The following is a 23,073-nucleotide window of genomic DNA, read 5'->3' as shown; positions in this document are numbered from 1 at the left end:
CCTAATCTGTTTTTACATAAGGATTGCCCATGTCGATCAGTACCACCATCAAGTCTATCCAGGACCTTATGCGTCAGGATGTGGGCGTCGACGGCGATGCCCAGCGAATTGGCCAGTTGGTCTGGCTGCTGTTCCTGAAAATCTTTGATGACCGGGAACATGAGTGGGAGATGTTTAATGATGATTACGTATCCCCTATTCCCGAGCCACTGCGCTGGCGTAACTGGGCCTCTGACCCCGCCGGTACCACTGGGGACGCACTGAAAACCTTTATCGACAATGAGCTGTTCCCGGAGTTGCAAACACTTCATGCAAAAGAAGGCGATCAACGGGCAGTAGTGATTCGTAATGTATTCGCGGATGCTTACAACTACATGAAGTCCGGCCACCTGATCCGACAGGTGGTGAACAGAATTCAGGCAGATATCGACTTCAATAAGGCTCAGCAACGCCATGCCTTCGGGGATATGTACGAGCAGATTCTTAAAGACCTGCAAAGCGCTGGTAATGCCGGGGAGTTTTATACACCCAGAGCCGTCACCGAATTTATGGTGGCACAGGTTGACCCGAAGCTGGATGAAAAGGTCATGGACCCCGCCTGTGGTACCGGCGGCTTTCTGACCTGTACTATCGAGCATAAACGCAAGCATTACGTCAAACATACGCAAGCCGATGAAAAGCGACTGGAGGCGAGTATTTTTGGTGTTGAGAAGAAGCCGCTGCCACACCTGCTGGCCACCACCAATATGATTCTGCACGGCATTGAAGTACCCAGCCAGATTCGTCACGACAATACGCTGGCTCGTCCTCTGAAAGACTGGAGCAAAGAGGAACGGGTCGATGTTATCGTGGCCAATCCACCGTTTGGTGGTACTGAAGAGGCAGGCATTGAGAAGAACTTCCCCACCGATATCCGTACCCGGGAAACCGCTGATCTGTTTATGGCGCTGTTTATCCGCTTATTGAAATACAATGGCCGTGCAGCGGTGGTACTGCCCGATGGCTTTCTGTTTGGCGAAGGCACCAAATCCCGCCTGAAGGAAAAGCTGCTGACCGAGTGCAACCTGCACACCATTATCCGACTGCCCAATGGCGTTTTTAACCCCTAAACCGGCATCAAAACCAACCTGCTGTTCTTTACCAAGGGCAAGCCTACCGAAACCATCTGGTACTACGAGCACCCCTATCCGGAGGGCTATAAAAACTACAGCAAAACCCGCCCCATGAGGGTGGAAGAGTTTGCCACAGAACAAGCGTGGTGGGGCGATGAAGCGGACGGTTTTGCCCGTAGGGTAGAAAACGAACAAGCCTGGAAGGTGGACTTTAAGGCCATCAAAACCGCCACCGAATAACGCTGTCAGCCCCACTGGGATAACGAGACCCATTATAAGCAGCAGGCCAATGTGCTGGAAATGAGCGTCCGCCAATTGAAGGAAGACCTGAAGGCAACGAAAAATGCCGGTATCAAGGCCTCTCTGAACGAACAGATCATTCAGCAGAACAACGAGGCCAGGGCGTTAAAAGCCAAAGCCGATGCTGAGATAAAAGCGGCCGATGCCATTTACTGGCCCATCTTTAATTTGGATATCAAAAACCCCCATGTGGGCGAGCAGGAGAGCCACGATCCGAAGGTACTGCTGGCCCATTATCAGCAGCAGCAACAGTCCATGACCGACACCCGCCGTAAGATCAAGGCAATTCTGGATATCGCCCTGTCCGGCCAGGCGAAGGAGCAGGCATGATGTTGAACACCCTGACGGAGCACCTGGAACTGCTGACCACCACTCATACCCCCCGTTCCGCCAGTGGCCGGGGCAGTGGTAACAAGCTGGAGCTGACTGGTATTAAAAAACTGCGGGAGCTGATTCTGGAGCTGGCAGTGCGGGGCAAGCTGGTGCCGCAAAATCCGGAGGATGAGCCTGCTTCTAAACTGTTGGAACGGATTGAGGCAGAAAAAGCTGAATTGGTAACAGAAAAGAAAATAAAGAAGCCAAAAAAACTAGCAGTGATCAGTAATGACGACCAACCCTTTGAATCGCTACCAAAGCAATGGGAGTGGGTAAGGCTAAATGACCTTGGAGAGTGGGGGGCAGGAGCCACACCACGAAGAGGAAGCTCAGAACTATATGGTGGTGATATCCCTTGGTTTAAGTCAGGGGAACTTTCATCTGACTACATTTCCAAATCAGAAGAAACAGTTACTGAACTCGCTTTAAAACAAAGCTCATTACGTTACAACAATATTGGCGATGTGCTTGTTGCAATGTATGGTGCAACAATCGGAAAGACGGCCATCCTGGATGTTCGAGCAACAACAAACCAAGCCGTTTGTGCTTGCACTCCATTTACAGGTTTTCTAAACACCTACCTTTTACTTCTTCTGAAGGCGTTTAAAGGGCGGCTTATTGGAATGGGTTCAGGTGGAGCACAGCCAAAGACCACCTGAAAGACCAGGTGAAAACCGCTGCCGATCATCAAACCCTGCAACAGCAGATCCATGGCGTAGAGAAAAAGCAGCTCCCCCATCTGCTCTGCACCACCAATATTCTGTTCTTTACCAAAGGCCAGCCTACGAAGGAGATCTGGTTCTACGAGCATCCCTATCCGGAAGGTGTGAAAAACTACAGCAAAACCCGCCCCATGAAGTTTGAAGAATTTCAGCAGGAAATGGACTGGTGGGGCAATGAGGCGGACGGTTTTGCCGCACGGGTAGAAAATGAGCAAGCCTGGAAGGTCAGTATCGACGAGGTGACCGCCCGTAACTTCAACCTGGATATCAAGAATCCCCATGTGGGCGAAATCATCAGCCACGATCCGGATGAACTGCTGGCCAGTTATCAGCAACAACAGTAGGAGTTGGAAGGGTTACTGGGTCAGTTGCAAACTATCCTTGGCGAAGCACTGACCGACCGGAACGGGAGATAACGTGGCCGACACCGACCTTAACATTGCCATTTATGAAGCCAGCCAGGGGAATATTCAGGTACTGCTGGACCAGGAGACCATCTGGCTGTCCCAGCGGCAGCTGGCAGAGCTGCTGGAAACCAGTATTGATAACATCAGCCTGCACCTGAAAAACATCTACAAAGAGGGCGAGCTCACCGCCGGGGCAACTACCGAGGATTACTCGATAGTTCAGCAGGAAGGCCAGCGGCAGGTACGCCGGAAGGTCAAACATTACAACCTGGACGCCATTATCTCCGTGGCTTACCGGGTCAACTCCCGCAAAGGCACCCAGTTTCGCCAGTGGGCCACCAGCACCCTGAAAGAGCACCTGACCCGTGGCTACACCATTAACCAGCAGCGGTTCGAGCAGAATGCCCAGGAGCTGGAAGCGGCCCTGAAGCTGGTGCGCAACGCGGCGGCCTCCCCAGAATTGCAGACGGACACCGGTCGTGGGCTGGTGGAAATTATCAGCCGCTATACCCAGACCTTTCTCTGGCTGCAACGCTACGATGAAGGCAAGCTGAACGAGCCCCACGGCCAGCATGGCGGCACCCTGCCTACGGCGCAGCAGGCCAGCAACGATCTGGCGACCCTGAAACAGCAGCTAATGGCAAAAGGCGAAGCCTCTGACCTGTTTGCCCGCCCCCGGGGCGATGGCCTGGGCGCTCTGCTCGGTAACCTGGATCAGACCGCCTTTGGTGAACCCGCCTACCCGACCATCGAAAGCAAGGCGGCGCACCTGCTGTACTTTGTCGTTAAGAACCACCCATTTACCGATGGCAACAAGCGCAGCGAGGCTTTTCTGTTTGTGGACTTTCTGCACCGCAATGGTCGCCTGTTCAATCCAAACGGTGAGCCGGTGATTAACGACATTGGCCTTTCTGCCCTGACCCTGCTGGTGGCGGAGTCCGACCCCAAACACAAAGAAACCCTGATCCGCCTGATTATGAATATGCTGGCTCCGGAAGCTGAACAATGAATGCCCTGATTACCCAAAACCTCTCTACCCTGGCGCTGGCGGTGCAGAACAAATCCGCTTCTGGCCGGGGTTCCGGCAAGAAGATTGACCTTTATGGCGTTAAGAAACTGCGGGAGCTGATTCTGGAGCTGGCGGTGCGGGGTAAGTTGGTGGCGCAGAATCCGGAGGATGAACATGCTACCAAACTGCTTGAGAAGATATTCACCGAAAAAAAACGATTGATTAAGGAAGAAGGCCTTAAGACTAAGGCTAGTGAACATATATCGGACGAAGATCAATATTTGTCAGTACCTGATACTTGGGAGTATTGCCGCCTTGGCAATCTTGCAAAGTTTATTGATTACCGTGGGAAAACCCCAATAAAACTTCAAGCGGGAATCCGTCTGATAACAGCCAAGAACGTACGCTTTGGCTATATATCCTTGCAACCAGAAGAGTTTATTTCTGAGGATGAATACGATGCCTGGATGACAAGAGGTTTCCCCAAGATGGGAGATATTCTATTCACGCCAGAAGCGCCATTGGGAAATGTTGCAATCATAGATATTCAGGAAAAGTTTGCTCTTGCCCAACGAGCTATTTGCTTTCAGCTACATGATCCATCAACAGCCCCTTTTTTGAAAATTTTGCTAATGTCTCCAGCTTTTCAAAAGGAGCTAGAAAACAATGCAACAGGCATGACTGCAACCGGAATTAAAGCATCCAAGCTGAAAGAGATACCCATCCCGATTCCTCCACTGGCAGAGCAACACCGCATCGTCGCCAAAGTCGATGAACTGATGGCCCTGTGCGACCAGATTGAACAGCAGACCGAAGCCAGCCTGTCCGCCCATACGACACTGGTAGAAAACATGCTGGCAACCCTCACCAGCAGCGCCAATGCCGAAGAACTGAAACAGAACTGGCAGCGCATCGCCAGCCACTTCACCACGCTGTTCACCACAGAAGTGAGCATCGACCAGCCAGACCATCCTGCAACTGGCCGTGATGGGCAAGCTGGTACCCCAAGCCCCCAACGACGAACCCGCCGCCAAACTGCTGGAACGCATCGCCGCCGAAAAAGCCCAACTGGTCAAAGAAGGCAAAATCAAAAAGCAGAATCCGCTGCCGCCGATTGCTGAGGATGAGAAGCCATTTGAGCTGCCGGATGGGTGGGAGTGGTGCCAGTTTGGTAATGCTGTTTCTTCTCGACTTGGAAAAATGCTTGATAAAGCAAAGAACACAGGATCCTTGAAAAAGTATCTGAGGAATACGAATGTCCAATGGCAACGGCTAGACTTAGATGATTGGAAGGAGATGAAGTTTGAAGAAAATGAGCTTGAAGAATTCAGTTTAAAATTTGGAGACCTACTTATCTGCGAAGGAGGTGAGCCAGGCCGTTGTGCAATATGGCAGTCGCATGAAAAGGAAATTTATTTCCAGAAAGCACTGCACAGAGCCAGACCTTGGGCGGGGATTCTTCCCAAATACTTAGAAATCAGTCTCATGGTTGATACCAGAAACAACCGTCTTGCAGCTCTATTTACCGGAGCAACAATAAAGCATCTTCCGGGTGACAAGCTTGCTAAATACTTATTCTCTTTACCGCCTGTTGCAGAACAACACCGCATCGTCACCAAAGTCGACCAACTCATGACCCTCTGCGACCAAATTAAAACCCACCTGCAACACCAGCAGCAAACCCGCCTGCATCTGGCCGATGCCATTGTGGCACAGGCACTGAACCCCACCAACCCGAATTCACCAACCCAGCCAAAGGCAGCCAATCCGTGACCATTGACGAGATTCTGGAACAGCTTTCCAACAACCCTACAGGCTCCTTCCCACACGCCGCCATTAACGCCGCCGTTGAACAGCAAGAGGCCATCACGCCCCATCTGCTGGCCTACCTTCAGGAGCTTATAGACCTGGGCGAAGACATTGACGACGACTTCAACGACAGCCTGACCCTGTTTGCCATTTTCCTGCTCGGCCAGTTCCGGGAAGCCAGGGCGTACCCGCTGATTATCCATCTGCTGACCAGCTGGAAAGACAGTGCCGAGTTTTACTTTGGTGATGCCATTACCGGTGGCATGACCCGTATTCTGGCTTCCATCTGCCAAGGTGACATTGCCCCTCTCAAAGCATTGGTGGAAAACGAGGCGCTGGATGAGTTTGTCCGTGCTGTCGCCCTGGAAAGCCTGGTCACCCTGTTTACCGAGCAGGCATTAAGCCGGGAAGACCTGCTGTCGTATTTTACCTGGCTGTTCCGGGAGTACCCGGTGCGCAAGGACAGCTTTTTGTGGGACAGCCTGATCATATGCTGTGCCGCTTTCCGCTTTGCTGAACTGCTGCCCGATATCCGCAAGGCCTATGAGGACGGGCTGGCCGACCCCACCGTGGCATCCCTGAAAGGCATCGAAGACGAGATCGTGTCAGAGTACGACAATCTGGACGAACTCTGGCATCTCAAACACTACATCACCGACACCACCGCTGAACTGTCCAGCTGGGCATCGTTCCAGCCGGTAGAGCAACGGCGAACCATTCCAGAGCCCAAGGGGCCTGTTACTCCGGACAGAACGCCAAAGGGTACCGTATTACACGATAGTGGTACCTTCTTGAGAGCCGCCCCCAAAACAGGCCGCAATGACCCATGCCCCTGCGGCAGTGGCAAAAAGTTCAAGAAGTGCTGTGGCCGATAGGCAGTAAACATCTACCCTTAACCGGAACCTGCAACAGGCATTCATCCATGGCCGATTTTTTCCGGTTTCCACAGACACCCCATGTTCAATGGCTCAGTTCTGGTGAACCCCGTGGAGACAAGCTTTTATCAACCAGCAAGGCCAATGAGCTACTCCTGGCAGAGCTGACCGTGGAAGAAAAAGTCGATGGTGCCAATGTCGGTTTCTCAGTCGGCCCTGATGGGAAACTCAGGGCTCAGAACCGCGGTGCCTGGATTGGGATACCGGGTGGTCAATTCAAACACCTCTGGCGGTGGGCAGGCCGTTTTGAAGCGGATCTGATCAGCCTGCTGGGTGAACACCTGATCCTGTTTGGGGAGTGGTGTTATGCCCGTCACTCTCTGGCTTATCAGTCCCTGCCAGACTGGTTTGTCGGTTTTGATATTTACGACCGAAAGGCTGAAAAATTCTATTCCGTTCCTCACCGTAATGAGCTGTTTACCCTTCTGAGTCTTCAACCAATAAAACCGCTTGCTACTGGCAAATTTTCAATGGAGCAGTTAGTGGGAATGCTGAACACACCATCTCACTATGGTGCCATCAACATTGAAGGCATTTATCTGAGACAGGATCAAGGGGAATGGCTGAAGCAAAGAGCCAAGTTGGTCAGGGGCGATTTCACTCAAACGATTGGCGAGCACTGGACCAGAAAAGTCATTATTCCCAATGAGGTTTTCGGCCAGAGATGGCGGTAGTCTGTCGCTCGATTCCCTGTGATTTTTTGCCGCCAAAACGGTTCAAGCTACACCACTAAAAAAAAGGGGGAGGTATAGCTTCATATCCGCACAACAAAATGCCTTCAGATAATGATTTTTTCCCCGGAATGGAGCTGAAGGTATACCACTAAAAAAAGGGAGGGAGAAATCTACTTAAGGTTTTTTGACGACTGAGCATGCACAAAGGAAAATTTATCCGGCCAGTCTTTGATTACTGAAGACCGTAAGAAGTATTTATTCATGAGTGACAGAAGGCTGCATTGCAGATCTGAGCCTGATACCGATTAGTACCGTTACAGCCCAATCGAAAGTGGGGGCAATAGTAGGGGCAAACCGTCAGACACAAAAAAGCCCGAAGTGCTTACTAACGCTTCGGACTTTGCTGTGTATGGTGCCGGCACCAAGAGTCGAACTCGGGACCCACTGATTACAAGCGGAGATTTTGGGTATTCCGTACCATTTCATATAATTCCACTAAACTTACTTAAAGCCCTTTAATACAAAGGGTTAGCAGTAATTGCTCGTTACATACAATTCCGTATAATCCCGTTACCGTCCGACAGAAACCCGGCGCAATAACCGGCGCAGATTTCCAAGGAGTTTTACCAGATAACAGACAGGTGATCACATGACTACGATAAGCCCTTTTGACCTACCAAAGATTGAGAAGAAAGTTAGAGAGAAGGTCGGTGGCCGTGGTGATGGGACTCTTTTGTTTGATAAACGGGCAAGTGGAAGCATTGAGGCCTATTATCTTTACCTGTTCAAGGGTAAGGAATTCAAAATCAAGATCGGGCCATACAAAGCTACCAGGGCAACACATGGTTATACATTGGCTGAATGTAGGGAAAAGGCTCAGGAGCTGTCACGTTTAAGGCGTGAATGTGGTGGAGACCTTAAAGGGCATATCGAAGCCCAAGAAAAACTGAAAGAACAGGAGCAATTAGAAGAACAGCAAAGACAGGAGGCTGAAGCACTGAAGGGCTCTTTCATTGACCTAATACAGGCCTATGTTGATGACCAAGAACAACAAGGTAAGGACAGTGCTCACCAGACCAGGCAGGGATTAGAAAGAAATGTGATCAAGGCATACCCTGCGATTGCTATCAAAAAAGCCAGAGATGTGACCCCTGACGATATAGTAACCATACTGGCAGCCATCCATAACAGAGGATCTGAAGGAGAGTCAGTAAGAGTTAGGTCACTACTGCATGCCTGTTTCAATTTTGGAATGAAGGGTGACTATGACCCTACTCGTGTTGGTGAAAAGCGGTTCTATATTCAGCATAACCCTGTCTCAGCAACTAAGAAGAACACCAAAGCTGTCAATGTTGGTGAACGGGTATTAAGCCATGATGAGTTGAGACAGCTTTGGTTTGGTGTTGGTAATGTCCATAGAGTGGGTTTTGTGATGGCCTGTTTTATTCGATTCATGTTGGCTACTGGAGGGCAAAGACCAAAGCAGTTGTTACAAGCCAGATGGAACGATTATGACTTCACCAGAAACTGTGTCACGTTGATAGATCGCAAAGGCAGGCAAGGAACAAAGAAAATTCATGTAGTCCCACTGTCTGCAAGAGCACTCTCTATTCTAAACGAAGTCAGGGAGTTTTCAGGATCCTATCCATGGCCATTCTGTTCAGGTGCCCCAAGTCGTAAAACAGAGACTAAAGGACAGTTAGTACCCATAACACTGGAGTCACTGAAAAATGGCTTTATCCGGTACAACAAGTGCATTCTTGATCAGGCAGAGAGAGAAGGCAGGCAGCCACCAGCGCCTTTTACAGCTCGAGATATTCGACGTACTGTAAAAAATATTCTGATTGATGCAGGAGTCAACCGTGAGCAAAGAAACCTGTTACAGTCACATGCTCAGACAGGAGTTGATGTAAAACATTATGATCGCCATGAACATCTGCCAGAAAAAAGAGAGAGTATGAGGATGTATGATGCTTTCCTGGAGCGCATACTGAATGGTGTAGATACAAAGCTGGTAGACCTCGATGAATACAGGCAGACAGCAGGTAAAAAATAGAGAATTCTTAAAAACAGATACCCGAAAATACCCGAAAAAATAACTTTCAGTGTCTGAAAACAGAAAATATGTAAAACATGATACCCGAGAATACCCGATTTAATCAGATACAGGAGATAGCACGATGCCAGCACAACCAACACCGCAGTACATTATCGACGACAAAGGGAACCGGGTTTCTGTTGTCTTGCCTGTTGATCAGTATCAAGAGCTCTTGGATGACCTTGAAGACCTTGCGGCTGTCGCTGAGCGTAAGGGGGAGGACACCCTTTCCCATGATGAGGTTATTAAGCAGCTAAAGGCCAGTGGCAAGCTATGAGCCAATATGAGCTACGCTGGAAGCGTTCAGCCCTGAAGGAACTACAGAAACTACCTGCGACAACAGTCAGTCGTCTGGTAGCGTTAGCTGAATCGCTGGTGGATCAACCTTACCCCTCTGGCTGTTGCAAACTGGCAGGTACAGAACATACATACCGGGTAAGGGCTGGCAACTACCGTCTTGTATACCTGGTTCATAACGGACAGCTCATTATTGAGATTGTCCGGGTAGGACATCGGAAGGATATTTACCGATAAAGGTTTGCAGGCCTGAGCCTGTCACCAGATAGCCGGTCTAGGGTAGCTCCTGAAAAGACGGATAACCCACCCGTCCTGACTGGCTTATTTATGTGGGGATCGCTGAGGGCAGTGGTTGTGGAAAGTGTATTTACCGAGTTTGTTACTTTCGGTCGTGCTGAAAAGCTGACCGGAATTGAAACAGATGAGTTGGAGCAGCTGGCCATAGAGGGCAAGATTGGGGTTTATTTTCGGTTGAATGAGAATGACAGGGTTGATTTTTATAAAGCTCCAACCGTGAATAATGTTACTGGAGAAACTGAGTGTGAGCTTTTGCCACTCTCATTTTTACAAGACTATGCACAACCAGGCTACAAGCAACTTTTCCGGGAGAATGTTGCAGCTATTTTGAGACATGGCCAAACTGTTATTCATCGTTTTCAGGAAATGCCGGCTGATGTTGTGGTGGGCCATTACACCGACAATAGAAATGAATACCAAGAGCTTACCGTGATGGCTAGCTGGCTAAGGCTAAACAGGTCAGAAGTTTTAAACCTGGTTCAACCAGCAAACCAGTCTGCAGATATTAGTGATATCCAGAGAGATCCTGAGCAGCTGCTAAGAGCTTTTCTTGAATGTGAAAATGAATATCTCTCTGCCAAGTTCAGAACAGCTATTGAGGTATGGCTTGAGCTGGTGGACAAGGGAACCGGTAAAGCGACGCCTAAAAATGCTGCACTTAAAATTCTTGAAAGCCAGTACAAAGGGCAGTTCCCGGACCTGGGCAGCAGAAAGCAAATTGCTATGCTGATTAATTGGCACACTGAAGGCGGCTCTGTTCCATTCCCGCCACTCATCGAACGTAAAAATAAAAAATAACCAATCTCTCCTGAAACCCTTATATTTCATACCCTGTAGACAACCTGTCTACAGGTTTTTGGCAACCTGTCACCCGTCCCCCGTTGTCTGTTCTCAAATCGAATAAATTCATAATTTTCTATTCCGTAGAACACTATAGAACGAAACGGAAACCAGACTATGACAAATGTCTTTCAGGCTTGCCAATCCAGTGCAAATGTACATAACCGACAATCCGAGATATACCTTTCCCGCCAACAGGTGTTAAACCGATACGGCATCAGCAATACCACCTTGTACAGGTGGATCCAAGATGACGCTGTCAGTTTCCCTCAATCCGTACAGATGGGCCCCCGATCTGTGCGTTGGAAAGTCGTAGACCTGGAAGCCTGGGAAGAGAAACGCCAGACAGAAACCGCCTAAAACCTGTTCTTTTCCTTCTTTCTACCAGGCATTCAACCATGAAGCGTGAATTAAACAACTTGCCAATCGGGGGATATTGGGGCTATGCTTCAAACGTTGCAGCAAAATCTGCAACCCGGCTTGACCTCCGGCAAACATTCAAGGCGTACAGCCGCAATCAGCGGTTTTTTTGTGCGTATTTTCAGCATACCTGCCCTTTTATGGCTGGGTTGTTGGGGGCGTCTTCGGATGCGCCGGTTTCCTTGAATGCCGGTAAGGTCAACCCTGACAACTCAGCCACCAATCCAGATGTTGACCTGTCTGCTGGTGGCTCCACAATTCAAGGAGCCTGCCCTATGGCTATCGCCTGTCGTCTTGCCCTTTTAGAAGGCAATCACAGCCGTTTATCCGGCTGTCGTGTACGGGGCTACCTGTCCCTGTCGTTCACTTCCTACCAGCAAGCCAAAGCTACTGCCAGCAGCCTGAATGCTGTTCTGTCTGGCTGGAGCAAAGCACCACAAAGACCACCATTGAGAAAGGGCTCAAATCATAGCCCTCTCACTACCGGACTTCCGGTACAGCTCAAGGTGGGAAATCCCTCTTTGAGAAACCTAAAAGGCGGAAATCCGCCCTTTAGAGACCCTGCCCTGATAATTCCCGGAGCACCCTCCATCCACCAGCAGACAGTTCGGAGGGTGCAGGCATGAAACTGGATTGGGCTTACCAACATGCACCCCATGGCCTTGCCTGCTTTGAATCTGCAGGTTGCTACCACTGGGTTGAAATTCAAACTCGTGGAACTGCCTTTACCGCTGTCATTCAATCTGACGAAATGTTGCTTGAGCTAAAACCTTGCAGCTCCAGCCAGGCCGCTAGAAAAAATATTGAACTCGTACTATCGCTCTTCAATGCCAAACCAGAAGGGAAGGATTCCAAATGAACAGAGCTGCACTAAAAAACGCCATCAGGCAACTGAGCCAGGACAGTTACACCGCCTCAGGGCTGGCCAACCTTCTGTATCAGGATCTGCTGTCCACAGAAAATGGTATTGATCCAAAGCACACCACCACAGAGCAGTTGCACATAGCCACAGCCTTGAAGCAGTTTTGCCAGAACATTGATAAGGCCGTTGCAGAAATGGAAGACGGGGAGGGCAAATAATGAAAACCAAGAACCAACTCATGTTTATCGCCCGTGATCTGGAAGGGCACACCAACCCGGCACAAGGCATTGCTGAACTGTTGTTTGACTGCCTTTCCAATATGGAAGCCAGTGAAGATGGCTCCAGGTTGGCTCTGGCAGAACTGGTCAATCTCGCAGATTCTCTGAGGGCTCATTGCCGGGCAACGTCCCTGTATACCGGAGAACTCAAGGACAAAATAGAAGAGGTGAGAGCATGAAGGAGCGATTCAGTGACTACAAGGATCGTGTCGGCTCTCTGGCTTGTGGCAACTGGGCTGACATTCTTCAGTCGGTATGTGGGCTGACCGATCGGGAGGTAACTCCAAGCAAGAGCGGTATCCCCTGCCCTCACTGTGGAGGGGTTGACCGGTATGAATTTAAAAGCCCGGAAAATGGCTATTACCTGCGCAGGGGCTGCAAGCCTGGTGATGGCTTCAGCATGATCATGAAAATACACGGCGAACGATTCCCTGATGCCATAGACAGGGTTGCCCGTTACCTGGGCATTGAGAAAAACACGTATCGCACCACTGCAGAGGCCCGGGCAGAACAGGAGCGAATTAGCAGGATGTTGGAAGCCAATAAAGTCAAACGGGAGCAGCAACAGGAACAACGGGAAGTAGAAAGGCTTAAACGACAGGAGCAGGCCGCCAGAACTGCAGCAATTTTTCTGGAATATGCCAAGCCGGCAGATCCGGGGCACCCATACCTGAGACGCAAGATGCTACCTCCTGAACCTCTTGGGGTTGTGCAAAGTGGCGAGGAACTGCTGATACCTCTTTTTGAGAAGGGTCACAGGCTTGTCAATCTGGAAAAGATAAACCCAAAAGGGGAAAAGCGAGGCCTTGAGGGTGGCCAGCGAAAAGGGGTTTACCACCGTTTCGGCGGTGATGTACCTACCAGGGTTGTTTATATCAGTGAAGGCTGGGCCACTGGTGCAAGTCTGTACCTGATGGGACAGCAGAAAGTAAGGGTCTACGCCGCAATGGGCAAGGGTAATCTTGAAGCCGTGGCAAGAATCGCCCTGGAAGAAAACAGAGAGAGCGCCATTGTGGTTGCGGCAGACAATGACAAGCACAAACTCAATAACCCGGGCTTGACCAAAGCCAAGCAAGCAGCAGAAGCGATAGGTGGCGATTTGGTTCTACCCCTGGGAGTGGATACCGGGCCAGATGAAGGCGTGGATTTTTCAGACTACTTTGTAGCAAGCGGGGGCAAGTGTCATGTCCTCTACTGACAAACCAACCATTATGCAGGTTAGTAATGCTGACCTGGATAACCTGGAAAAACAGGCAGGCTTAAACAGCATCCAGTGGTCAGAACCAAAGCCCCTGAACAATGTTCTGTTGCCTGTAAAGCCTATCACCGAGGATATGTTGCCACGGACCCTTTCGGGCTGGCTGGTGGACATTACAGAGAGAATGGATAACGGGCATCTTGAATACGCTGCTGTCTGTGCTGTGACCATTGCCTCTGCATTGATTGGACGAAAGGTTGGGATCCACCCCAAGCAACGTGACAGTTGGCTGGTCATTCCTAATTTATGGGGTTGCATGGTGGGCAGGCCTTCCAGCAAAAAGAGCCCTATTTTTTCTGAAGTGGAGAAGCCAGTAAGAAAGCTTGAGGCCAAGGCCCGGCAGCAGTACGAGGAAGATAAAAAGACCTATGCCGCCGACCAGAAGATAACTGCTGTACTAACGAAAGATGCAGAAGCCAAGGCAGCAGACCTGGCAAAGAAGGCAGCAAAGACCAATGACCCTGTTGAGCGGTCAAGAAAGATGGATGAAGCCCGGGCTTTATTACTGGATGACTCTGGCGACCCTGAGCCCCCTGTCTGCAAGCGTTACATCGTCAATGACACCACGGTAGAGAAACTGGGGGAGTTGCTCAGGGACAACCCGAGTGGACTGTTGCTGAGTCGTGATGAGCTATCAGGCTGGATCAGCAAGCTTCACAGGCCTGACCATCAGGCAGATAGAGCCTTTTACCTTGAAGCATACAATGGCAACGGCTCATTTAACTTTGACCGCATAGGCCGTGGTAGTCTCTATATCCCCAGCAATACGGTTTCTGTTATCGGTGGCATACAGCCACGGAAGTTAAAAGAATCATTGATGAGCCAGCGTTCAGGAGAAGGCGACGACGGGTTTATAGAGCGTTTGCAATTGATGGTATTCCCTGATGATAAAGTGTTCCGGTTTATGGACAGGAGCCCGAATAGTCAGGCGGCAGAACTGGCCTATGAAGCATTCAATCGAATGGCTGAGATTGAGTTCAGAGAGGATTCGGCCAATCGTCCTACCTTACGCTTTGATCTCCAGGCACAACAGGTATTTGACACCTGGTACCAGGCACTTGAAAGCAGGTTAAGGGAAGAGCGTAGTGATCATGTTCAAAGCCATCTTGGAAAGTACCCAAGTTTGATGGCATCGCTTGCGCTGATATTCCATGTTCTGGACCACGGGCCAGCAGGGACGATCAGTAAGCAGACTTCAGAAATGGCGGTGCACTGGTGCGATGTTCTGGAGACACACGCCAAACGGGTTTATGCCATGGCTGATGACCCATTAGAAGGTACTCGAGTACTGGTGGAACGCTTGTCATTGTTCAAAGATGGATCATTTACGGCAGAAGAGTTAAGGAACAAGGGCTGGGCAGGACTGCGAGAAAAAAGGGAAAGAGACTTTGCCCTGGCATTTGCAGAGACTCATTCCTATTTGTACAAGGAGCAGGTAAGGAAAAGCTCAAAGGGTAGATCAAGCATCATATATCACATCAACCCGGCAGTACTGGAAGCATGAGCATCGCTGAAAAACATCCTGATTTGATACCCGAGAAAAAGAGCCTTGCATTAAATCGGGTATTTTCGGGCATGAGTTTTTAAATATTTCTGTGTTGAACTCTTCCGTAATTTATCAGGACTGACCAATGTTCAGCCGCAACAGAGCAACCAGACTGAAACCCATATCCCGGCTACCCATAAACATGAAAGATCTACAGATATGACCCTGTTTTATTTACCAGAGCCAAGCATCAGCCCTGCATACCCTATTACATCGAATACGAACCAAGTGTATGACCTGAACATAAGTCAGCTATTCGTACTGGAAAAATTTATCGGTCTGGTTGCCTTATGCTGGTTGATCATGGGGAATGCTTTGCTCTGTCCATACAAAGTATCTGAACAGGGGTAGGGCAGGGGGGGGGAACCCATTGGGTCCTTCCCGGGTGATTTTTGGCGCGGGTAGTTCGAACCCCGGTGAAAGACGACATTTTGAGAATTTCTAAGGGCAACAACATAGATGATTTTTGATGCTCCTTTAACCCCTGATATACAAGGGCTGAAGGTGCATCGAGGTTAAGTCACTACTCTGTCTTTAGCTATGACATTGACCAACCAGCACAAAGAATGGAGAAAACCAAATGCCACTGCTAAGCATCAGCAAATTAAGTGAGCTGACCGGTAGAACTCATAGGACCATCAAGGCCCGGCTGGGGAACATGGAGCCTGTCATTGAGAATCGCAGTCATCTGTACGAAAGCAAAATTGTATTTCCCCTGATCTATGATCAGCACAGAGAGCAACGGGAATATGACCTGGAACAGGAGCGGGCACGACTGGCCAAAGAGCAAGCCGATGGCAAAGCAATGGATAACGCCAGGCAGAGGAAAGAACAGCTGGATGTTGCCACTATGGAGAATCTGGTGGCCGGTGAATATGCCTTTGTTCGCAATCGGATTAAGGCCTTGCCAGTTGAACTGTCAGCACGACTAGCACAGAGCCCGTCATCCACCGAGATTCAAGAAATTTTAATGGCCGCTGTAACGGAAGTTCTGAAGGAGGTTAACCTTAACGAACCTGACAGCATGAAAACCAGCGAGCCAGGCGACAGCTTTACCCCATCTGATGCAGCAGAATAATTACCATCAGTTCAGCATAGGCCAGGGGATAGTGACATCCCTGTCATAAATGACGTTGTGACCGTCGCCCCAGAGACATTTTTCTATGGCCGTTTCAGAAATTTTGAAAATAGGGAAGAAGCTCAAAATAAACTTGATTACTCCACCTCACTATTCTGTTACAGCGTAACAGGTAAAGGTTGACCTTATGGCGATAAGCAGTGCCGAAAGACAAAAGCGATACAGAGAGCGTTCCCGATCTGGAGACCACCAGCTGGCCAGACTCAACATGACAGTATCAGAAACCACCAGACAGCAGCTTCAAAGACTGGCCAGCTTCTATGAGATGACCAATCGGAGCATGTTGGAAGTTCTGGTACTGGAAGCCGATGAGAAAGTGATGGCAATGTTGCTTGAAGAAGATGTGGCAACCTACCTGAATCCGTTACGCCGAAACAAACGGAAAAGGACAAACTGGCACCTCCTGTCCACATTACTATCTATGTGGGCAAAAGGTAGGTTCTGCCCACATAGAGAAACTAAGAGCCTGATGCTATTTTCTCGGGTATTTTCGGGTATGCATTTTTAAGTATTTTTAATTTCGCTGGAATTGATTGTTACGCAGAAAGAAAGGAGTGAATAAGCAAAGGGATTTCTGTATTGCCAGAACAATTGACAATGACTACGTCGGTCTATGTTGATCCCATACAATTCTATTACCGTCCGACAGAAACCCGGCGCAATAACCGGCGCAAACAGACAGATACAAAAAAGCCCGTAGTGCTTACTAACGCTACGGGCTTTGCTGTATATGGTGCCGGCACCAAGAGTCGAACTCGGGACCCACTGATTACAAGTCAGTTGCTCTACCAACTGAGCTATACCGGCAAGGAACGAGGTGAATAATATTTATGCCGGATGTGTTTGTCAACTTCCATATGCACTCTGATCTTCATTTTGTCGCCAACCCTAAAGCCACTATTTTGCTTTGCGCCAGGAGGGCCCGGGAGCTGTTGCCAGCTGACAATGCCGCTGGTTCATGTCTAATCCATCCTTTCAGTGGAATTTTCTCAGGCCAGCAGTTTTTTATAGCGTCCAAACTGGAGCAGCGCTGCCACCACCTTATTGTTAAAAGGCTTATTAACATGCATTTGCTGCAACCTGAAGTGATGGGTTGTGATTGAGTCCTTATCCAGGCAGCTGTGGATATAATCGGCGAAAGCTTTATCGGAAGGGTCAAGCGCTTCGAGTAACGCTTTTTTTTCAATATTTCCCAGTTTGGCTCCTTTCTGTAACAGGCTCATAATGGTGACTGGTCGTAGTTGCAAAGGTGAGGGTTGAGGATCATTCCAGACAAAGCCCAAAGGTCCATTTTCAAAGTCTTTTGTCTTTATCTTGTCAATATAAGAGAGTGCCTCTGTATAGTCGCCTTTCCTTGCAAGGCCTGACAATTTTTTCAGGACTTCAATCTCCGCTCCTTTCTTTTCTATCTGCAACTTGCAGGAAAAGGCCATGGCCTTTAAAGCCTCCAGCGGTACTCCCATGTCCTGGGCCACCGGCGTATCTCCGTGGGGAAGGAGAGAAAGATGGGGTTGGCCATTTTGCAACAGGGTCGTGGTCAGGTTGGCACCTTCACTTAACACCGGGAACCGGGAGCTTTGCACCAGTTTGTTGAAACCCTGCCTTGGCAAACTGGGCATAAGACACAGAAACAATTGACCCTTGCCTGCCGCCATCAGAGAGGCCCGGTCTTGCTGGTCGCGAAAGTCAATCAGTGTGAAACCTGTGGTTCTCGCGATTTCGTTTAACACACTCTTGCCATTTTCTTCCCTGTCTTCATCTCTGAAAGCGCTGAGGGTGGTGGTCACCACCACCGGGTGAGCATCCGTTACCTTACCCTGGTTTAGTTTAATAGCGCTGAGCCAATTGGTTAATATCGTTTTTTTCAAGTGGTGCAGTACATTATGATGCAAACCATAAACTACAGCGGTTTGTAGTTTCCCTTTAGCGGATAAATCACAAAGATGGTTAATAGCAGAGACTAATGTTACTTGATGGCTATCGAAGGCTTCGGTCGATATTTCAGCTTCCTTTGATTGTAGATCACCACTGGGGATAATGGAGTTTACCGGTAGATGCAAAGGGTGGATATTACAGTCGGGCATTGAACTGTTGTCGTTATTGATATAAGTGAAAATGGACATGAAAAAGTTGTAAAGCAGTGACCACAGGAGGTGGCCGTTATTGTTATTATTCGTTGTAACTGATGTATCGGTATCCAGATACATCGCTTCATGTTCAGAGTAAAAACGATAGGGTTTTAAACTAATATAGGACTCTTGCACATACCCTAATTGTTGGTACATTGCTTCGGCTTCGAGAAATGAGAGGGTAACGGCAGCATTGATTTTATTCTCACTTCGCAGATTACAGCTGGAAATGATAACCTTGGTGTCGTCTATATAAATTTCTTGAATACCCGGTCTAATCTTTATTCCCGGCAGTAAGTAAGCCAGCTTGGATAACGCTATACGCTGCTTCTTGACATATCTTATCTGCTCTTCACTATTAAATTTTTGTCGTTTAATAAGGTCACTATCATCCGGCGGTGACAGTTGTACATGGATCGTTTTTGCGCCCAAAGCAACAAGGGCCTTAATCAGTTCGACAGATGCCGTGGCATCACCCATGGCCCAGAATCGACCTTGTTCTTCATTTTTATCTTCATACACGGGGCAACGTACATAAACCCCTATTTCCGGCAACGCGCTTATTAAAGCTTTGGCCCGTGACAGATATTGGGTGGATGATGTACTCCCGGACAGGCTGTCATCCAGGTGATCAAATAATGGATGCGAATACTGTCGTGAGGCTTGCTTTTCTACCATGGTATTTTTATTGGCAATCTTATTTTTTTCCCGCTGCCAGGTTTGCTGGAATAGTGTTTTATCAAAATTCTTTACCGGACGAAAAGGTTGCTTCACTTTCTCACGGGCATCTCTGATCAGTTTTGCACAGACACCATTCTCTTTAGTGCTAAATTCAGCAGCATATTCCATTTTCGTCAGTCGTTTGATAAAGAACGGCTGCTCAAGAAGGTATTGTAAAATTTCATCATAACCATGTTTTACAGCTAACTGGGTTAGAGAACTTAAGCCTTTTAAATCAGGATCTTTAGGGGTGAAAGAGTCTGGATAGTTTTGTACAAGCCATTTGACACAATCCAACCGGCCACACTCAACAGCATAGCGAAGAACGCAGTATGTTTGATAAAAAACACCAGCTGTATGTAAATAGCGGAGAATGACTGCCACGCACTCTATGCGCCCATTTTTTATCGCGCCCCGAATAGGGGAATCAGCCTTGGTCAACAAATACTTGCCAATTCCATAATCAAGCATGGTCTTTAAACCGGCTTTATTTCCGTATTTCGCCGCCAGGTGTACCGGTGTTAGTCCTGATTTGTCAGGAAACAGCAGTTCATTTTCCAGTAATAAGAAGCTGGGGCAGTTATTCAGTAAAAAGTTCAAACAATTGTTTTGTTTTGTTCTGGCTGCAATATGCAGAGGTCGTTCACCGTTATTATTGGTTACCTGCAACAGGTACTGAGCCCGATCAACCAACAGTCGGCATAGGTTTTCATGCCCGTGCAACACGGCCAGATGCAGGACTGAGTTACCCTCTGCATCTTCAATGGCTAAGGAAAAGGGGTTATTGGTAATGCATTCTTTTACTTTTTCTGTATCACCCTGTTTTATCAGGTTTATCAGGGCTATGGATGAATTATACAGATGGGTGTGCTGACACGATGAAGCCTCCTTCGAAAGAAATGGCAGGTCTAGTATATCCATCACCATTTGAGGTGTCGTCAGTTGATCAGATGGTTCCAACAATGCTTCCTCATCACAGGATTTGGCAGAAGGGTGACCAAGAATGGGGCGAACCTGGTTTAGTTTTACCATCCTTTTGGTGTGTAAACTTTCTGGTGGTGTTGTGCTTTCTGCAGGCTGTAATGACAAGCTCTGGACAAAGGGTATTCTAATTTCTACGCCTGTTGGGGGATTATCCTTTTCAACTTGAACTCTGGTAGTTTTATCAATTCCCCCCGGGGGATTAGGTAATATCGGTGTTATTCCCCCTGCTGGCTGCATTGCTCTGACTCTCCTCTTATGGTAGACATTAAGTTCAAGAAAGGTTCATTTCCAGCAGCAGAACTCACCTTGAACAGCCACAATAAAGCTTCCAAATCATTATCAAGGCTGAACAAGATGAGTACTGCAAATAGTAGATTAGTTGAAAAAAACTGTTGGCCTGTTTTGTTTCGATCGGTCAGAACTCCTGAGCATGGCGGGACAGCCTGGTTTTACTATACGACAGCGAGATATCCGTCCTTTGGATTTTATCCTCTCACTGATCGATGCCCTCGCTGGTGATGGAAACTGCGATACCCAGGCGGATCTACACCGTAAATTTAACGAGTTGACGTGGCTGAATGTCTACCTTAAGAAGGCCTATTAACCACTTGGAAAGTTCGCATTTAAAAAAAAGAGCACCCATCTATCTTACGGCAATTTTCAGGGCAAGAAACCGGGAGGCTGACCCGTTTTATCATTTCAGCAGACGCTATTGCTCAAGCTGATAATACCGTTTGGGTTTTGGCATGCCATTTTTCATGGTCGGTCCGCTTAATGACTTCAGAAACTCCACCACGGCATAAATCTCGTCATTGTCCAGAATGGCGCTAAACCAGTCATGCCCCTGATTGGATCGACCCATTCCGGATGTGTTGTACCATCTTCTGAATTCCCTGGCTTCCTCACTCCGGGGGTTGTCTTTGGCAGCGGCTTTCCAACGGGCATAGTTTTCCGGGGAGATATCTTTTTCCTGGTAAAGCAGGCCTACTTTTTCCAGATCGTAGGCAAAGGGGTCTGTATTGGTACGACTCCAGATGGCAGGTCGCTCATCGGCTTTCAGGACATGGTAAAGTGTGGGCACAGAGCCATTGTGAAAATAGGGTGCTGAAGCCCATACACCATCCAATGGCGGTGCTATGTAGCCTGCTTTTTCAGGCAAGAAGGCCTCAGGCATCAGTTCCGGGTCATCAAAGAACTGGGCTAACAAGCCACCCTTTTTGTCCAGGGGGGTGAAGGATAGCAGCAACCTGGCGTATTCAGGGTCAGTTCCGACATTTTTCAATCTACGGTCCGGATCCAAATCATCGTAGTAAACGGTGTAACCCCCGGGTGTATCAAAATCGGTTTCTTTCTGGTAACGGCCGTGGCAGGAAAAGCAATCCAGCCTGTGACCGGATCTGGACGTTGTTTCACTGTGAAATAACTGTTTACCCAATTTGACTTTTTCTGCATCAAGCTTGTCGGGATAGGCCGGGGATGTTGTGTTGTCCGCATAGACCAGAATCTCGGAAATATCGGCAACATGTTGAGGATGGTACTCGTTCACCCCGGGAAACTGCTTGGTAAAGTTGAAGGCGAAGTGTGGGACAATATATTTGGTCGGGTCTGCATAGCGATAGTTGGTTGACTTGTATTTTCTGATCCACCATGGATTGGAAATAACGGTGGGCAGCTCTGGCACCTGGAAAAAATAATCGAGAGGGGATGTTTCATCAGGGCGCAGGGTCAGTAAGCCGCTGTTTGCCGGGTCTTTCAGTCTGGCAATCTTTTTCCAGACGATGTAAGGCCCCATGTTATCACCACGAACCAGGGCCCTGGATAAAATCGGTTGTGATTCCGCTTTCACATCATCAAACAGGTAGGTTAATTCAAGGAGCTTGTTATTGAACCGGGCCCTGGCAATCGTGTTGAATGACACCAACTGTAATAAGGTAAGGTGCCTTTCCAGTAATTTGGCAAAACTGATCAGGAAAGTCAGCTCAGCAGCATAGCCTGGTTGGTCGATATGGGCATTGGGTTGACCGGCACTGACAATACCGGCACTCACGCCACTGTGGCAGAAAAAACAGTTACTGTTTTTATAAAACCCCTCATTTCTTTTGATAATACTGGTGGTTAAGTCGGGTTTTGCCAATGGCTGGCCTTCATCATTGTACACCGGCGGGCGGTTTGCCGGGGATGGGAGCCTGCCGTAGAGTTGGAATCGTTTCACATCGGAGTTAAACAGGCGAAAAGGTTTTCGCTGTTGCCACGTTGCAGAGAAAATAGAATCCGATATCCCGGCGGATAAAGATGTGATTTTGTCGTTTAACTGTTTAGCCGACTCAATAGCTGATACAGATTCCAAAGGAAAGGCCAGGCGAAAACCTTTACCAGTAAAAATATTTTCCAGGCCTTTTTGCCGCATGGCCATCCGCACAGGATCATCATCGACAATATCAAAGCCATGATATTCCAGCCCGATATAATTTCCCTCAGCGGTGACACCTTGATAGGGTGGAGGTGCAGCATGTGAGAACACAGACCAAATTATGCCAGACAGTAATATGGAAAGTATTGATACAGGGATAAACGCTTTTTCAACAACTGTATTCATAATTATCAGTACAACAAAGCTGCATTATGTTTAATATGCTCGCCCTTCATTGACGTTTGGTTCTCCATCGTAAGGTATTTTAGCAGGTCTGCTGTCTTGAAAGTGAAAATCTGCCCGATGGCATGCTGCAGCGCATTCATACCCTCAATAGTTTAAGAAATTCTCGTTCCGTCAAGCAGGGCCTTGCGAACCATCAAAGCATTGAAGGCCGTTAGTATTGCTAACCACTTTGTTATTTGTAACCTTTCATTTACTCGGTATGGTTTA

General features: G+C 48.5%; 20 protein-coding genes, 1 tRNA gene and 4 pseudogenes. 22 read left to right on the top strand and 3 right to left on the bottom strand.

The window, feature by feature from the left end; translation table 11 throughout:
* Positions 1-29: 29 nt before the first annotated feature.
* From J7439_RS12770 to J7439_RS12665, 21 genes and pseudogenes are all read left to right on the top strand, one after another.
* Positions 30-1,337: pseudogene (locus tag J7439_RS12770) on the top strand (type I restriction-modification system subunit M); the annotation flags it as partial.
* Positions 1,338-1,412: 75 nt separating this feature from the next.
* Entirely contained in the window at positions 1,413-1,742 is a 330-nt protein-coding gene (locus tag J7439_RS12760; protein ID WP_209202176.1) for a hypothetical protein, read from the top strand.
* A pseudogene (locus J7439_RS12755) lies at positions 1,739-2,434 on the top strand (restriction endonuclease subunit S); the annotation flags it as partial. The gene J7439_RS12760 and the pseudogene J7439_RS12755, both read left to right, overlap by 4 nt.
* 104 nt (positions 2,435-2,538) lie before the next feature.
* Positions 2,539-2,925: pseudogene (locus J7439_RS27140) on the top strand (N-6 DNA methylase); the annotation flags it as partial.
* Position 2,926: 1 nt separating this feature from the next.
* Positions 2,927-3,925: a virulence RhuM family protein/type II toxin-antitoxin system death-on-curing family toxin gene (locus tag J7439_RS12745; protein WP_209202173.1), complete on the top strand. Its 999-nt coding sequence runs from the start codon at positions 2,927-2,929 to the stop codon at positions 3,923-3,925.
* Positions 3,922-5,698 (top strand): annotated as a pseudogene (locus J7439_RS27490) (restriction endonuclease subunit S). Before J7439_RS12745 ends, J7439_RS27490 begins: the two are co-directional and overlap by 4 nt.
* Positions 5,695-6,609 (top strand): DUF1186 domain-containing protein, encoded by a 915-nt coding sequence (locus J7439_RS12735; protein ID WP_209202171.1) that lies wholly within the window; start codon positions 5,695-5,697, stop codon positions 6,607-6,609. The pseudogene J7439_RS27490 and the gene J7439_RS12735 overlap by 4 nt, the downstream one beginning before the upstream one ends.
* The gene (locus tag J7439_RS12730; protein ID WP_286198328.1) at positions 6,561-7,343 is read left to right on the top strand and encodes an RNA ligase family protein; all 783 of its coding nucleotides are present in this window, start codon (positions 6,561-6,563) and stop codon (positions 7,341-7,343) included. Before J7439_RS12735 ends, J7439_RS12730 begins: the two co-directional genes overlap by 49 nt.
* A 649-nt stretch (positions 7,344-7,992) precedes the next feature.
* A complete protein-coding gene (locus J7439_RS12725) occupies positions 7,993-9,399 on the top strand; it encodes a tyrosine-type recombinase/integrase (protein WP_209202169.1) in 1,407 nt (468 codons plus the stop codon).
* A 124-nt stretch (positions 9,400-9,523) separates the two neighbouring features.
* Complete coding sequence (locus J7439_RS12720; protein ID WP_209202168.1) at positions 9,524-9,718, top strand: RelB antitoxin-like protein; 195 nt, start codon at positions 9,524-9,526, stop codon at positions 9,716-9,718.
* Complete coding sequence (locus J7439_RS12715; protein WP_209202167.1) at positions 9,715-9,975, top strand: type II toxin-antitoxin system RelE family toxin; 261 nt, start codon at positions 9,715-9,717, stop codon at positions 9,973-9,975. Before J7439_RS12720 ends, J7439_RS12715 begins: the two co-directional genes overlap by 4 nt.
* Before the next feature lie 117 nt (positions 9,976-10,092).
* Entirely contained in the window at positions 10,093-10,833 is a 741-nt protein-coding gene (locus J7439_RS12710; RefSeq protein ID WP_209202166.1) for a hypothetical protein, read from the top strand.
* A 159-nt stretch (positions 10,834-10,992) separates the two neighbouring features.
* Positions 10,993-11,235 carry a helix-turn-helix transcriptional regulator gene (locus tag J7439_RS27135; RefSeq protein ID WP_209202165.1) on the top strand — a complete coding sequence of 81 codons (243 nt, stop codon included), beginning with the start codon at positions 10,993-10,995 and terminating at the stop codon, positions 11,233-11,235.
* 200 nt (positions 11,236-11,435) lie between these two features.
* A complete protein-coding gene (locus J7439_RS12700; RefSeq protein ID WP_286198327.1) occupies positions 11,436-11,921 on the top strand; it encodes a hypothetical protein in 486 nt (161 codons plus the stop codon).
* Positions 11,918-12,154: a hypothetical protein gene (locus J7439_RS12695; protein ID WP_209202163.1), complete on the top strand. Its 237-nt coding sequence runs from the start codon at positions 11,918-11,920 to the stop codon at positions 12,152-12,154. Before J7439_RS12700 ends, J7439_RS12695 begins: the two co-directional genes overlap by 4 nt.
* Positions 12,151-12,375 (top strand): hypothetical protein, encoded by a 225-nt coding sequence (locus tag J7439_RS12690; RefSeq protein ID WP_209202162.1) that lies wholly within the window; start codon positions 12,151-12,153, stop codon positions 12,373-12,375. Before J7439_RS12695 ends, J7439_RS12690 begins: the two co-directional genes overlap by 4 nt.
* The gene (locus J7439_RS12685; RefSeq protein WP_209202161.1) at positions 12,375-12,614 is read left to right on the top strand and encodes a hypothetical protein; all 240 of its coding nucleotides are present in this window, start codon (positions 12,375-12,377) and stop codon (positions 12,612-12,614) included. The genes J7439_RS12690 and J7439_RS12685 overlap by 1 nt, the downstream gene beginning before the upstream one ends.
* Entirely contained in the window at positions 12,611-13,633 is a 1,023-nt protein-coding gene (locus J7439_RS12680) for a toprim domain-containing protein (protein ID WP_209202160.1), read from the top strand. The genes J7439_RS12685 and J7439_RS12680 overlap by 4 nt, the downstream gene beginning before the upstream one ends.
* Positions 13,620-15,197 carry a YfjI family protein gene (locus J7439_RS12675; RefSeq protein ID WP_209202159.1) on the top strand — a complete coding sequence of 526 codons (1,578 nt, stop codon included), beginning with the start codon at positions 13,620-13,622 and terminating at the stop codon, positions 15,195-15,197. The genes J7439_RS12680 and J7439_RS12675 overlap by 14 nt, the downstream gene beginning before the upstream one ends.
* 622 nt (positions 15,198-15,819) lie before the next feature.
* The gene (locus J7439_RS12670; RefSeq protein ID WP_209202158.1) at positions 15,820-16,317 is read left to right on the top strand and encodes a hypothetical protein; all 498 of its coding nucleotides are present in this window, start codon (positions 15,820-15,822) and stop codon (positions 16,315-16,317) included.
* Between the two features lie 187 nt (positions 16,318-16,504).
* On the top strand, positions 16,505-16,885 hold the full coding sequence (locus J7439_RS12665) for a hypothetical protein (RefSeq protein ID WP_209202157.1): 381 nt from the start codon (positions 16,505-16,507) through the stop codon (positions 16,883-16,885).
* Between the two features lie 223 nt (positions 16,886-17,108).
* Here the strand turns inward: J7439_RS12665 and J7439_RS12660 are convergent.
* Positions 17,109-17,184, bottom strand: a tRNA-Thr gene (locus J7439_RS12660).
* Between the two features lie 182 nt (positions 17,185-17,366).
* A complete protein-coding gene (locus tag J7439_RS12655) occupies positions 17,367-20,258 on the bottom strand; it encodes an ankyrin repeat domain-containing protein (protein ID WP_209202156.1) in 2,892 nt (963 codons plus the stop codon).
* A gap of 382 nt (positions 20,259-20,640) precedes the next feature.
* Here J7439_RS12655 and J7439_RS12650 point away from each other — a divergent pair, with 382 nt between their 5' ends.
* Complete coding sequence (locus tag J7439_RS12650; RefSeq protein WP_209202155.1) at positions 20,641-20,814, top strand: hypothetical protein; 174 nt, start codon at positions 20,641-20,643, stop codon at positions 20,812-20,814.
* 105 nt (positions 20,815-20,919) lie between these two features.
* Here J7439_RS12650 and J7439_RS12645 read toward each other — a convergent pair whose 3' ends face one another.
* Positions 20,920-22,806 (bottom strand): c-type cytochrome, encoded by a 1,887-nt coding sequence (locus J7439_RS12645; RefSeq protein WP_209202154.1) that lies wholly within the window; start codon positions 22,804-22,806, stop codon positions 20,920-20,922.
* Positions 22,807-23,073: the final 267 nt, after the last annotated feature.

The organism is Salinisphaera sp. G21_0 (assembly GCF_017744115.1).
GTDB lineage: Bacteria > Pseudomonadota > Gammaproteobacteria > Pseudomonadales > Endozoicomonadaceae > Endozoicomonas.
This window is presented reverse-complemented; position numbering and strand designations above follow the sequence as displayed.

Coding starts and splice junctions, on each gene's coding strand:
- J7439_RS12715 (WP_209202167.1), top strand. CDS start 9,715: ATGAGCCAATATGAGCTACGCTGGAAGCGTTCAGCCCTGAAGGAACTA.
- J7439_RS12760 (WP_209202176.1), top strand. CDS start 1,413: ATGAGCGTCCGCCAATTGAAGGAAGACCTGAAGGCAACGAAAAATGCC.
- J7439_RS27135 (WP_209202165.1), top strand. CDS start 10,993: ATGACAAATGTCTTTCAGGCTTGCCAATCCAGTGCAAATGTACATAAC.
- J7439_RS12720 (WP_209202168.1), top strand. CDS start 9,524: ATGCCAGCACAACCAACACCGCAGTACATTATCGACGACAAAGGGAAC.
- J7439_RS12665 (WP_209202157.1), top strand. CDS start 16,505: ATGGCGATAAGCAGTGCCGAAAGACAAAAGCGATACAGAGAGCGTTCC.
- J7439_RS12670 (WP_209202158.1), top strand. CDS start 15,820: ATGCCACTGCTAAGCATCAGCAAATTAAGTGAGCTGACCGGTAGAACT.
- J7439_RS12650 (WP_209202155.1), top strand. CDS start 20,641: ATGGCGGGACAGCCTGGTTTTACTATACGACAGCGAGATATCCGTCCT.
- J7439_RS12655 (WP_209202156.1), bottom strand. CDS start 20,258: ATGGTAAAACTAAACCAGGTTCGCCCCATTCTTGGTCACCCTTCTGCC.
- J7439_RS12700 (WP_286198327.1), top strand. CDS start 11,436: ATGGCTGGGTTGTTGGGGGCGTCTTCGGATGCGCCGGTTTCCTTGAAT.
- J7439_RS12695 (WP_209202163.1), top strand. CDS start 11,918: ATGAAACTGGATTGGGCTTACCAACATGCACCCCATGGCCTTGCCTGC.
- J7439_RS12680 (WP_209202160.1), top strand. CDS start 12,611: ATGAAGGAGCGATTCAGTGACTACAAGGATCGTGTCGGCTCTCTGGCT.
- J7439_RS12730 (WP_286198328.1), top strand. CDS start 6,561: ATGCCCCTGCGGCAGTGGCAAAAAGTTCAAGAAGTGCTGTGGCCGATA.
- J7439_RS12725 (WP_209202169.1), top strand. CDS start 7,993: ATGACTACGATAAGCCCTTTTGACCTACCAAAGATTGAGAAGAAAGTT.
- J7439_RS12685 (WP_209202161.1), top strand. CDS start 12,375: ATGAAAACCAAGAACCAACTCATGTTTATCGCCCGTGATCTGGAAGGG.
- J7439_RS12645 (WP_209202154.1), bottom strand. CDS start 22,806: ATGAATACAGTTGTTGAAAAAGCGTTTATCCCTGTATCAATACTTTCC.
- J7439_RS12675 (WP_209202159.1), top strand. CDS start 13,620: ATGTCCTCTACTGACAAACCAACCATTATGCAGGTTAGTAATGCTGAC.
- J7439_RS12690 (WP_209202162.1), top strand. CDS start 12,151: ATGAACAGAGCTGCACTAAAAAACGCCATCAGGCAACTGAGCCAGGAC.